We start from the raw sequence: 11,160 nt of genomic DNA, 5'->3' as shown, positions 1-11,160 counted from the left end.
CCCATGCAGATCGACCTCATCGAAACCTTCCTCGACCTGATGGAAACCCGCAGCTTCAACCGGACGGCGGAGCGGCTGAACATCACGCAATCCACCGTCTCCCACCGCGTTAAGGCGCTGGAGGCGCAGTTCAACCGCAAGCTCTTTACCCGTAACAAGGGCGGGACAGTGCCGACGGCGTCGGGCCTGCGCTTCCTCGATCATGCCAAGGCGCTGCAGCATCAATGGCATGAGGCGACGCGGGCGGTTGAGAATGCGGGGGCCTATGAGCGCTCCATGCGGCTCGGCATCCAGCATGATCTGGCAGAGACGCTGGCCGGCCGCTGGTTGGCGGCGGTCCGCGCGGAACTGCCGAATACGTCGATCTATATGGAGGCAGATTATTCCAGCCAGATGAACCGCGATCTGGCGGCCGGCCAGCTCGATCTCGCCATTCTCTACACGCCGCATTACCTGCCGGACCTGCACTACGAGCGGATCGGCGAGCTAACCTACACGCTGGTGAGCACCAATGGCCGCACGGTCGCCGAAGTCCAGCCCGAAACCTATATCCAGGCCGTCTACTCCCCAGCGTTTGACCGGGCCCATCGCCTTGCCCTGCCGCAACTTTCGGCCGCTCCGCTGGCGGCGGGGCAGAACATCGCCATCACGCAATTGCTGAAAACCCTGGGCGGCGCCGCCTATGTCACGGCGGCAACCGCTGCAGGTCTCGTCGCCGCGGGCCAAGCCCGGCTGGTCGTTGATGCCGTGCCGATCGCCCAGACAGTCTATGCCGCCACCAGCATCCGCACCCGCCATGCCCATCAGCACCGCAGGATCATCGAGACAATGTCCCAGCTGATGTCCGGCTGAGCCGCCCACCATAAATCCTAAAGCCAGCTCCCGGAAAAGCCTGCGCGCCTCAATCCGCGGCGAATGACCGGGCTGTCGCGCATCAGGTCCCAGATCAGCCCGCTGCGGTGATTTTCGATCATCATCACAAGCAGTCCCTGATCGAGGCCGACGCAGCGACCGCTCACCCAGCCTTCCGGTCCTTTGCCGGGAATGCTGGGGTTGAAGCTCCCGGAAATCGTCCGTCGATCAGGAGATCGGGATAAGCAGCCAGCAGGTGCCGGCAGCCAGCGACCGCTGCCTGGGGTTCAAACGGCAGGCAGGCCAGCGGCGCCCAGGGCGCGACCGTGCCATCATCGGGACCGAAGGGTGCGCCGCGCGCCGCATAGCCGTCAAAGGCCTGCTTTCGGCCATCGACCAGCACGCGCGGACGCTGCGGGCTGTCGCAGGCCGTAAATCCCCACACATCCCGTCCATATCCGACGAACGCACCCGGATTTTTTCGGCATGGTCGCGCTGCACGGCAATCGCGCGGCGGGTATTCTTGAAATAATCGCTATTTTTTCTGAGACCGCCTTGTCCTTGATATCGCGAAAATCGATCCAGGCATGCGAAAACAGATGGATGAACAGTGGCCCCGCATAGAGATAGGGTTGGTCCCTGAACGTCATCCAGTCAAATTTTTCGGCGAAGGCCGCATAGCTGCGCTCGGGGATCGGATGTGCCGGAGAGGCAAGCGCCAGCACGTAGAGAATGATCGCTTCGCTATAGCCCTCCCAGCGAAAGGGCAGAAAGCCGCTGCGTGGCTTCCAGCCCAGCGACAGCGTATCGGCCCGATCGAGCGCCCACTCCCAGTTGGCACGGGCGTAGAGCATCGCCGCCACGGACTGGATTTCGACTTCCACCGCATTGTCCCGCGAGAAATAGGCCTCGGCCGTGATGACGCCAGCGAGCAGCAGAGCGCTGTCGATCAGCGACAGTTCGCTCCGCCAGGTCCGCCGCCCGCTCTTCATGTCGAGGAAATGATAATAGAGGCCTCTGTAGCCCGTCGCGTCCTTGTCCCTGCTCTGCGGACTTTCGGCAAGGAAACGCAGTGTCGTCAGCGTTCTGGCCGCCGCATCCTCGCGCGCGATCCAGCCGCGCTCGACACCGACAGGATAGGCGGACAGGCCAAAGCCCGTCGCCGCAATGCTTGAAGGTGCGTCAGGCATGGAGGTATCCGCCACAAGGCCTGTGGTGGGATCGGTAAAATCGAGAAAGTAGCTGAACGCTGACTGCTGAAGACGATCGATGAGCGCAACATCGGTTTCGTATTTCTGAAGCATTACAGACCTTACTCCATACTGCGGGCAATGCGCGCATCATTTGCGCCTTGGCTTTCACCGTTTGTTGAACGGCTGAGGCCGCGAAACGATCGCGTGGCAAAATTCCTGTGTTACAGTTTTGCTTCGATACGACGGAATACGGGGATTGGATGAAGTGATGCTCCCAACTCTTTCCTTGCTTCTCAGCCTGACAGCCGTATCACCCGTCGCCGCGGCCTCGACTGCGGCGTCGGAGGTCGATGTCGAACTGGTGCTGGCCGTCGATATGTCCGGCTCAATGGATATCGAGGAAGCGCGCATCCAGCGCGCTGGCTATATCGAGGCCATCCGCCATCCCGACTTCGCCAACGCTGTTTCCGCGGGATTGATCGGCCGCATCGCGATCAGCTATTTCGAATGGGCCGGCAGCGTCAACGAAACATCGCTTGTCGAATGGCAGATCATCGAGACCGACGCAGATGCGGCAGCGTTTGCCGACCAGCTGGAAGCACGCCCCGTCTTCACGCGCCGGGGGACCTCGATCTCAAACGCCATTTCCTATGGTGCGAAGCTGATCGAGGCCAATGCTTTCACCGGCATGCGCCGTGTCATCGATGTATCGGGCGACGGGCCAAACAATATGGGTCCGCCTGTCACCCCTGCCCGCGATGCAGCCGTTGCGAAAGGCATCGTCGTCAATGGGCTGGCAATCATCATCCGGCCGTCCGGTGCGCGTGGCTCGCTCGACCGCTATTATGGGGATTGCGTCATCGGTGGGCAGGGCTCCTTCGTTCTGCCCGTGCACCAGCCCACTGATTTTGCGACCGCGATCCGCCAGAAGCTGGTGATGGAGATCAGCGGTCTTGAAACTGCTCCGCGCGTCGTACCGATCCAGATCGCACCGCCGACGGACTGCATGATCGGCGAGAAACTGCGGCCGCTCTACCTCGATCGGAACTGATCGGCGTTGGACTGATAGCCCCACAGATCAAGTCGTCGGAAACGTCGCCAGTGACCGGAACCACAACCGCGGACCGCTATCGTATCTGAAATCAGCCGCACACTCCTTCTGAAGCATCCCCCTCATCAGCCGCCTTGGCCTCAGCTGGGACAACCTCGTGGGGTCCACAGCGAGTGCGATTCAAGCGAGGCGCGGTCATTCGGCGCGCCCTATTCAGCCGCGGCGATGCGAATGGGACGTATTCCAACCGGAGCGCCGGTCGCGCGGTCGATGGTGACGGGATCGATCTCCGTTCCGGTCTCGGCGTCGAAAAACCGGGTCACTTTGCCGCCGCCGCGATGCTTGCGTCCCCACGCGCCGATCGCAAACAGAACCGGCAGAAAGTCGCGGCCGGCTTCCGTCAGCACATATTCGTCGCGCGGCGGACGATCGGAATAGCGGTGTTTCTCCAGCAACCCCTCTTCGGTCAGGCCTGAAAGCCGCGTCGTCAGCATCGTCGGCGCGATACCCAGGCTCTTGCGGAATTCATCGAAGCGGGTCAGCCCCGCATGGGCATCGCGCATGATCAGCATGCTCCATACGTCCCCTACAATGGCAAGGCTGCGGGCGATCAGGCATGGTTGGTTCGAAAGATTCTTCACGTCGATATCTTTTTAGTAGTGACTTGCTATTAAAATGATAGTAACTGATCGTTCATCGATGTTCCACAACAAAATGAATGCGAAAGCCGATGAGCAAGACAGAATGCGGCGTTGCCCTGGTGACGGAGGTTTTGCCTGACGGCACTGCTGATTCACCACAGAAACGAAAGTTGATCTGATGAAATCATTCCTGATCGATCGCTATGCGAAAGGCGGCGCTCTGCGGCTCGGCGAAAGTCCTATGCCTGCCTTGAAGGACAACGACGTCATGGTCGAGATCCATGCCGCGGGAGTGAACCCCCTGGACAGCAAGATCAGGGATGGAGAGTTCAAGCTGATCCTGCCTTATCGCCTTCCCCTGGTGCTCGGCAATGATGTGGCGGGCGTCGTGGTCCGGGTCGGGGCAAATGTGCGGCAGTTCAAGTCGGGTGATGAGGTCTATGCGCGTCCGGGGCAGGATCGCATCGGGACTTTTGCGGAATATATCGCCATGGACGAGGCCGATGTGGCAATGAAGCCGAACAATCTGACCATGGAGGAGGCTGCATCCATTCCGCTTGTCGCCCTGACGGCTTGGCAGGCGCTTGTCGAGCGGGCCAACGTGCAGAAGGGGCAGAAGGTCCTGATCCATGCCGGATCGGGCGGCGTGGGCGTGATCGCGATCCAGCTTGCCAAGCATCTCGGGGCATATGTGGCGACGACCACGAGCACGGCCAATGTCGCTCTTGTGAAAGGTCTCGGCGCAGAAGTCGTGGTCGATTACAAGAAGGATGACTTCGAGAAAGTGCTGCAGGGCTACGATGTCGTGCTGAACAGCCTCGGCAAGGACACGCAGGAGAAGTCTCTTGCCGTGCTGAAGCCCGGAGGCAAGCTGATCTCGATTTCCGGTCCGCCCGATCCTGACTTTGCGAGGAAAAGTGGCTCTGGTTGGCTGCTGCAACAGGTCATGCGTCTGCTGAGCTACGGCATCAGGAGAAAATCGAAACGTCTGGGGGTGGACTATTCGTTTCTCTTCATGACGGCGAATGGCGGGCAGCTCGGAAAGGTCACTTCCTGATCGAGGCCGGTGTCATACGCCCGGTGATAGATCGGGTCTTCCCCTTCACGAAGACCAACGAGGCGCTGGACTATGTCGAAACGGGTCGCGCGAAGGGGAAGGTGGTCGTTTCGATGAAGTGATATCCGGAGACAATGACGCGCAGCCTCTGCCAATTCCTGCTCCAGCAATCACGACCTGGAAAGAGTGCTGCTCAATATCCCGCTTTAATCTTCTCGAATTCGACGATCGTCTTCTGGCCCAGTTCCGTCGACATCCATACTTGGAATAGCATGGTGCTGACAAAAGCCTCTTCCTCGTCGCCGGAAAGCTGAACTCCTGGCTCCGGATCGACTCTTCCAGTGGGGAATAACGCCCGCACTACAGAACCTTTCGCAAAGTCGATGAATCGGGCAGGCTCGACGTTCCGGATGGGACACGCGGGTGGCACATGAGCGCGATCAAAGTTGTTGACTACGACCCCGCATGGCCCCTGCTCTTCGAACAGCATCGAGAGCAGATAGCCACTCTCCTCGGAGACCGGATGAACGCTATCCATCATATCGGAAGCACGTCGGTTGCGGGTCTATCCGCCAAGCCAAAAATAGACATCGACACCGTCCTTCAAAGCGATGTGCTGATTGGCGAGGCTATCGAGCTTGTGAAGACCCTTGCCGGGTTTACGTTCCATGGCGATCCCTACGGAGACGGAATGTGGACCTTCACATCGGGCCATGGGTCGTATGGGGTGCGTCTCTACCTGTGCGGCCCGGACAACGCCCACCATAAGAAGCGAATTCTATTTCGTGACTGGCTGCGCGAACATCCGGACGCGGCCGCAGAATACGCGGGCCTCAAATGCAAATTGGCGGCAGAGGCAAATGGCGACTGGAAATTTTACACCGGTGGAAAATCCGAATTTGTCGCGAGGATCGTGGCAAAGGCGATCGACATGGAAAATGCACGGACTTGATGGAACTGCCACCGCGTTTGCAGGTCGGACTTGATGCCAATTCCGGGTTGATCTCCCCTTGCGTGGCAGATTGACCGCACCTACGGCGCGAACCCGGCCATGGCTCCGCTATAGACCTTCGCCAGCGGCGCCGCATACGACCCGCGCTTGCTTGTCGTCAGCCTCTGCGCGATCAGCGCCTCCGCCTGCTTCACCGCTGCAGACACGCCGTCGATGACCGGCACGCCGTATTCCTCCTGCAGCGCAAAGGCGAGATCGGCCATGCCGGCGCAGCCTAGCACGATCGCCTCGGCGCCGTCCTCGTCGAGCGCCAGTTCGATCTGCCGCCGCAGCTTGCCCAAGGCGCCGGACGCCTCGTCTTCGAGTTCAAGAACTGGAATATCGGCCGCCCTCACCTTCACACGGCCGCCAAAACCATAATGCCGCGACAGGTTTTCCAGCAGCACGCGCGACCGCTCCAGCGTGGTGACGACCGTGAAGCGCTGGGCGAGAAAACCGGCAGTCACGAGAGCCGATTCACACAGCCCCAGAACAGGAATACCGGCAAGCGCGCGGGCGGCATCGAGCCCCGTATCATCGAAACAGGCAATCACCGCCGCCTGTGCGCCGGCTTGTTCACCCGCCCGGATTTCGGCCAGCAAGCCCGGCACGGCAAGCGCTCCGTCATAATGCCCCTCGATCGAGGCCGGGCCAATCTGCGACGTGGCAGCGATGATCTCAGTGCCCACGCCCGCAACAATGCGCGCGGCTTCCGCCGCCTTGTCCGTCATGGATCGGGTGGTGTTCGGATTGATGACGAGAATGCGCATGAGGGTCAGAGCACCTTGGCCTGTCTGCGGCGCATGATCCAGATACCGGCCAGGGCGAGCAGAATGATCGAGAAGGAAAACAGCGTCGTCACCGTGCCGAGCGCGTAAAGCACCGGCGTCGTGACGTTGGTGGTCATGCCGTAGATTTCGAGAGGCAGCGTGTTGTAGGTGCCCGACGTCATCAGCGTGCGGGCAAACTCGTCATAGGATAGAGTGAAGCCGAACAGGCCGACGCCGATCAGGCTGGGCGCAATCATCGGCAGAAGCACGTGGCGAAAGGTCTGCCAGGACGTCGCGCCCAAATCACGCGCGGCTTCTTCATAGGCCGGCGAAAACCGGTTGAAGACGGCGAACATAATCAGCACGCCGAAGGGCAACGTCCAGGTCAAGTGCGCGCCGAAGGCCGAGGAGTACCAGGCGGGCCGCAGACCGAACTGCTGGAAGACAACGCCGATGCCGAGCGAGATGATGATCGAGGGCACGACGAGGCTGGCGACCGTCAGATAGAACAGCGTCGTCGATCCCCGGAACTTGTGGCGGAAGGCGAGACCCGCGAGAAGCGAGACGACGACGTTGACGATCATCACCATGACGCCAAGCGAGAAGGAGCGTTTGAACGAGGCGCCGAAGTCGCCCACCGCCTGCTGTTCGAACAGGTTGAAGAACCAGTGCACGGAAAAGCCGTTGAGCGGAAATGTCAGGCCGCCATTCGGTCCCTGGAACGACAGGATGAAGACGGCGGAAAGCGGACCGTAGAGGAACAGGACGAAGATCGTGAAGAAGGCCGCCAGCACATAGAATTCGAAGGTGCGCTTTTCGTGGTTCATCTCAAAGCTCCTTGCGGATATCGACGACGCGCAGGATGGCAGCGACCATCAGAAGCACGATGATCAGAAGCACCACGGCATTGGCGGCGGCGGCCGGATATTGCAGCAGCGACATCTGGTTCTTCATCATCAGCGCAACGGACGCGCTCTGACCGCCGGACATGACCTGCACGGTCGAGAAATCCGCCATCACCAGCGTCACCACGAAGATCGAACCGATCGCCATGCCGGGCTTGGCAAGCGGGATGATGACGTTCCAAAGGATCTGCCAGCTTGTGGCACCGGCATCGCGGGCCGCTTCGATCAGCGATTTATCGATGCGCATCAGCGTATTGAAGATCGGCGTCACCATGAACAGCGTGTTGAGATGCACCATGGCCAGCACCACCGCAAAATCGGAATAGAGCAGCCATTCGATCGGCGCCGGAATGACGCCCATGTCGACGAGCGTCGAATTCACCAGACCGTTGCGCCCAAGAACCGGGATCCAGGAAATCATCCGGATGATGTTGGATGTCAGGAACGGCACAGTGCAGACGAGAAACAAGACCATCTGCATGGTTGTCGTGCGCACATGGAAGGCGAGGAAATAGGCGACCCAGAAGCCGATCACGAGCGTCAGCCCCCAGACCATCGCCGTATATTTCAGCGTGTTCAGATAGGTCTTCCAGGTGACCCATGATCCGAGCGTCTCGACATAATTCAGCGTCATGAAATCCGGATAGAGTCCGGCGAAATCATAGTCCCAGAAACTGACGATCAGAATGGTCAGGATCGGCAACAGGAAGAAGAAACCGAGAATCAGCGCCAGCGGTGCCGCCTGAAGCCAGGCAATCGCCGCCTCCGGCATGCGGAATCCGCCCGTGCGCGGCGGTTCGATCGTTTCTGGGGATGGGACTGTCGACACTGATGAGCCTCCTGATGTGAGATTCCTTTCCCTGATTGATGAAAAGAGGGAAAGGATAATTGCTGCACAACACCTCCCCTTTAGGGGGAGGTCGCAGCGAAGCTGCGGGTGGGGGTGACCCTTTGGTAAGCTCTGGAAATCACCCCACCCCGGCACTGCGTGCCGACCCTCCCCCTCAAGGGGAGGGTAAAGATCATCAGGCCGCGATGAACTCGTTCCAGCGGCGGACCATGTAGCGGTCCTCGTCCATGACGGAGTTCCAGCAGGCAACCTTGCCCATGCGTTCCGTAAACGAGCCGCCATCGCGCACGGCACCGGCCTTCTCCATGACCTTGCCTTCGGGGGACATGATGTCGCCCGCGGCCGGCTTGCCTTCGATCCAGTAGCCCCATTCGTCGGCGGACATGAATTCCTTGGCGGTGTCCATGGCGGCGGAGTAGTAACCCTGGCGGTTGAGGTAGCCGCCAACCCAGCCGGAGGTGTACCAGTTGATGTACTCATAGGCGGCATCGAGTTGCGCGCCGGTGAGGTGTGAGGCAAGACCCAGACCGCCGCCCCACGAGCGATAGCCTTCCTTGAGCGGCTGGTATTTGCAGGCGATACCCTTCGAGCGCACGGCAGCGACGGCCGGCGACCACATCGACTGGATGACTACTTCGCCCGAAGCCATCAGGTTGACGCTTTCGTCGAACGACTTCCAGAAGGCGCGGAACTGGCCGTCCTGCTTGGCCTTGATCAGGAAGTCGATCGTCGTGTCGATCTCTGCCGTGGTCATGTTGCCCTTGTCGGCATATTTGATAATGCCCATGGCTTCGCAGATCATCGCTGCGTCCATGATGCCGATCGACGGAATGTTGAGGATCGAGGTCTTGCCCTTGAAAGCCGGATCCATGATATCGGCCCAGGATGAAATCTCGCGGCCGACGAGGTCCGGGCGGATACCGAGCGTATCGGCGTTGTAGATGGTCGGAACCATGGTGAAATACTGGGTCTCGCCCTTGGCGAAGGTCTTTTCGCCGGGAGCTTCGACGAAGCCGACCGTGTGCGGCGCGGTACCCTGCGCGATCACGCTGTCCGGCGTCAGCTTGCCGGTTTTGAACAGCGGCACGATCTTGTCGTAATATTTCAGCTTTTTGATATCCATCGGCTGGATGACGCCGGCCGGGAACACTTTCTTGAGGATCCAGTATTCGATATCGGCAACGTCATAGCTATCCGGCTGGGTCACGGCGCGCTGGGCAGCGGCGTCTGAATCAGTTGCCGTCATTTCGAGCGTGATGCCGAGATCGGCCTTGCACTTCTCGGCGATCGCATTGATGTTCGAAACGCCGGTGCCGAACTGGCGCAGCGTGATCGGGTTCTGCGCCCAGATCGTCGGAAAGCCGGTGATCAGGCCGGAGCCGATGACAGCACCGGTTGCGGCGGCACCAGTCTTCAGCAGCGTGCGGCGCGAAAGCCCCGCTTTCGTCTTGGTTGCCTTGGTTTCTTCAGTCATGTCCGTTCCCTTTTTATGTGTTGATCAGGCGGTAACGCGGCCGAGCAGGATGACATCCTCCTCGGCCCAACTCAGAGACACCGCATCGCCCACGGCGACGGGTTTAGCGTAGAAACTGCTGTCGCCGACGATTACGGTGAAATCGTCGCTGCCGGCGCCAAGCACGGTGATCTTCACCGAGGCGCCGCGATATTCGATGTTGGAGACCACGCCGTTGAAGCCCAGCCCCGCAGAGGAGGCCGGCTCGATACGGACGCGGTCGGTACGGATGCCGATATCAACAGGAGCGCCGACGTCCTGCGGATCGCCGTGCACGGCGAACTTCAGGCCTTCGGGCACTTCCATGACGACCTTGCCGTCCTCGCTGGAAACGGCGCGGCCGCTCAGCACATTGTGGTCGCCCATGAAGCGCGCCACGAAGGCGGTGGCCGGACGCTCGAACACTTCGCGCGGCGGGGCGGCCTGCTCGATCCGGCCGTCATTCATGACGACGACGAGATCGGCGAGCGCCATCGCCTCTTCCTGGCTGTGGGTGACGTGCACGAAGGTGATGCCGAGCGTCTTCTGAAGCTTCTTCAGTTCCGCCCGCATGCGGATCTTGAGGAAAGGATCGAGCGCCGACAGCGGCTCGTCGAGCAAGAGCGCTTCCGGATCGGTGATCAGCGCGCGGGCGAGCGCCACGCGCTGCTGCTGGCCACCGGAAAGCTGGGCGGGCCGGCGGTTGGCATAACCTTCCATCTGCATCAGCTTGAGCATTTCAAGCGCCTTTGCCCGGCGCTCCTCCTTCTCCACACCCTTCATCTTCAGGCTGAAGGCGACATTGTCGATCAGGTCGAGATGCGGAAACAGCGCGTAGGACTGGAACATCATCGCCGTACCGCGCTTGGCCGGTGGAAAATCCGTAACCACCGTATTGCCGAGCCTGACATCGCCGCGCGAGATGCTTTCGTGCCCCGCAATCATCCGCAGCGTCGAGGATTTCCCGCAACCGGACGGCCCAAGCAGGCAGCAATAGCTGCCAGCCGGAATCTTCAGGCTGATGGCATGAACGGCAGTGGTATTCCCGTAGATCTTCGAAACGGAAACGATGTCGATTTCGGACGCTTTGGACATAAGGCGTGTTCCCCACTTATTGGGAACAGACCAAGCATCAACCGTGCCAGTTTCCAAAAATGTATTAAATTACTGAAATATATAGGTTTGTGTTACCGCCACGGGATAAGTTCGTCTGCAGGGCATTTTTTGTGGTGCCCATAATTTGGGCCTTTTGTTCTCAATGAGAGCATGAATTGTATACGATTTACTCGTAAAAATGCCGACAAAATACCGGTTAACTTGGTTCGATAACTGCGCTAAGACTGCGGGAAACAGTGGAA

At 59.9% G+C, this 11,160-nt stretch carries 10 protein-coding genes and 2 pseudogenes; 4 read left to right on the top strand and 8 right to left on the bottom strand.

Annotation, left to right across the window (positions count from 1 at the left end; translation table 11 throughout):
* The first annotated feature begins 3 nt into the window (after positions 1-3).
* The gene (locus tag P6U16_RS19160; RefSeq protein WP_277701812.1) at positions 4-852 is read left to right on the top strand and encodes a LysR family transcriptional regulator; all 849 of its coding nucleotides are present in this window, start codon (positions 4-6) and stop codon (positions 850-852) included.
* A 17-nt stretch (positions 853-869) separates the two neighbouring features.
* On the opposite strand, the pseudogene P6U16_RS19155 reads toward P6U16_RS19160, so the two are convergent.
* Positions 870-2,156: pseudogene (locus P6U16_RS19155) on the bottom strand (glucoamylase family protein).
* Positions 2,157-2,313: 157 nt separating this feature from the next.
* Between P6U16_RS19155 and P6U16_RS19150 the strand changes: the two are divergent.
* Positions 2,314-3,096 carry a DUF1194 domain-containing protein gene (locus tag P6U16_RS19150; RefSeq protein WP_277701811.1) on the top strand — a complete coding sequence of 261 codons (783 nt, stop codon included), beginning with the start codon at positions 2,314-2,316 and terminating at the stop codon, positions 3,094-3,096.
* A 209-nt stretch (positions 3,097-3,305) separates the two neighbouring features.
* On the opposite strand, the gene P6U16_RS19145 is transcribed toward P6U16_RS19150, so the two are convergent.
* Entirely contained in the window at positions 3,306-3,737 is a 432-nt protein-coding gene (locus P6U16_RS19145) for a helix-turn-helix domain-containing protein (protein ID WP_277701810.1), read from the bottom strand.
* Between the two features lie 178 nt (positions 3,738-3,915).
* On the opposite strand from P6U16_RS19145, the pseudogene P6U16_RS19140 reads away from it, so the two are divergent.
* Positions 3,916-4,916 (top strand): annotated as a pseudogene (locus tag P6U16_RS19140) (NADP-dependent oxidoreductase).
* A gap of 71 nt (positions 4,917-4,987) precedes the next feature.
* Here the strand turns inward: P6U16_RS19140 and P6U16_RS19135 are convergent.
* On the bottom strand, positions 4,988-5,335 hold the full coding sequence (locus tag P6U16_RS19135) for a hypothetical protein (RefSeq protein WP_277704028.1): 348 nt from the start codon (positions 5,333-5,335) through the stop codon (positions 4,988-4,990).
* On the opposite strand from P6U16_RS19135, the gene P6U16_RS19130 reads away from it, so the two are divergent.
* Entirely contained in the window at positions 5,225-5,746 is a 522-nt protein-coding gene (locus P6U16_RS19130) for a GrpB family protein (RefSeq protein ID WP_277701809.1), read from the top strand. The two genes, P6U16_RS19135 and P6U16_RS19130, sit on opposite strands and share 111 nt — an antisense overlap.
* A gap of 80 nt (positions 5,747-5,826) precedes the next feature.
* Here P6U16_RS19130 and P6U16_RS19125 read toward each other — a convergent pair whose 3' ends face one another.
* From P6U16_RS19125 to P6U16_RS19105, 5 genes are all read right to left on the bottom strand, one after another.
* Entirely contained in the window at positions 5,827-6,555 is a 729-nt protein-coding gene (locus P6U16_RS19125) for an aspartate/glutamate racemase family protein (protein WP_277701808.1), read from the bottom strand.
* A gap of 5 nt (positions 6,556-6,560) precedes the next feature.
* Positions 6,561-7,382, bottom strand: a complete 822-nt coding sequence (locus P6U16_RS19120) for an ABC transporter permease (protein ID WP_277701807.1) — start codon at positions 7,380-7,382, stop codon at positions 6,561-6,563.
* 1 nt (position 7,383) lies between these two features.
* A complete protein-coding gene (locus P6U16_RS19115; protein ID WP_277703908.1) occupies positions 7,384-8,232 on the bottom strand; it encodes an ABC transporter permease in 849 nt (282 codons plus the stop codon).
* 253 nt (positions 8,233-8,485) lie between these two features.
* Positions 8,486-9,784: a PotD/PotF family extracellular solute-binding protein gene (locus P6U16_RS19110; RefSeq protein ID WP_277701806.1), complete on the bottom strand. Its 1,299-nt coding sequence runs from the start codon at positions 9,782-9,784 to the stop codon at positions 8,486-8,488.
* A gap of 24 nt (positions 9,785-9,808) precedes the next feature.
* Positions 9,809-10,897 carry an ABC transporter ATP-binding protein gene (locus P6U16_RS19105; RefSeq protein ID WP_277701805.1) on the bottom strand — a complete coding sequence of 363 codons (1,089 nt, stop codon included), beginning with the start codon at positions 10,895-10,897 and terminating at the stop codon, positions 9,809-9,811.
* Positions 10,898-11,160: the final 263 nt, after the last annotated feature.

Source organism: Rhizobium sp. 32-5/1 (assembly GCF_029537235.1).
In the GTDB taxonomy this organism is placed as follows: Bacteria; Pseudomonadota; Alphaproteobacteria; order Rhizobiales; family Rhizobiaceae; genus Pararhizobium.
Note: the sequence above shows the minus strand (reverse complement) of the source record. Positions and strands in the feature narration are given on the sequence as shown.

What these genes read in the sequence shown, in the direction of transcription:
- P6U16_RS19125 (WP_277701808.1), bottom strand. Translation starts at nt 6,555, where the DNA reads ATGCGCATTCTCGTCATCAATCCGAACACCACCCGATCCATGACGGAC.
- P6U16_RS19105 (WP_277701805.1), bottom strand. Translation starts at nt 10,897, where the DNA reads ATGTCCAAAGCGTCCGAAATCGACATCGTTTCCGTTTCGAAGATCTAC.
- P6U16_RS19135 (WP_277704028.1), bottom strand. Translation starts at nt 5,335, where the DNA reads ATGATGGATAGCGTTCATCCGGTCTCCGAGGAGAGTGGCTATCTGCTC.
- P6U16_RS19160 (WP_277701812.1), top strand. Translation starts at nt 4, where the DNA reads ATGCAGATCGACCTCATCGAAACCTTCCTCGACCTGATGGAAACCCGC.
- P6U16_RS19130 (WP_277701809.1), top strand. Translation starts at nt 5,225, where the DNA reads ATGAGCGCGATCAAAGTTGTTGACTACGACCCCGCATGGCCCCTGCTC.
- P6U16_RS19115 (WP_277703908.1), bottom strand. Translation starts at nt 8,232, where the DNA reads ATGCCGGAGGCGGCGATTGCCTGGCTTCAGGCGGCACCGCTGGCGCTG.
- P6U16_RS19120 (WP_277701807.1), bottom strand. Translation starts at nt 7,382, where the DNA reads ATGAACCACGAAAAGCGCACCTTCGAATTCTATGTGCTGGCGGCCTTC.
- P6U16_RS19150 (WP_277701811.1), top strand. Translation starts at nt 2,314, where the DNA reads ATGCTCCCAACTCTTTCCTTGCTTCTCAGCCTGACAGCCGTATCACCC.
- P6U16_RS19110 (WP_277701806.1), bottom strand. Translation starts at nt 9,784, where the DNA reads ATGACTGAAGAAACCAAGGCAACCAAGACGAAAGCGGGGCTTTCGCGC.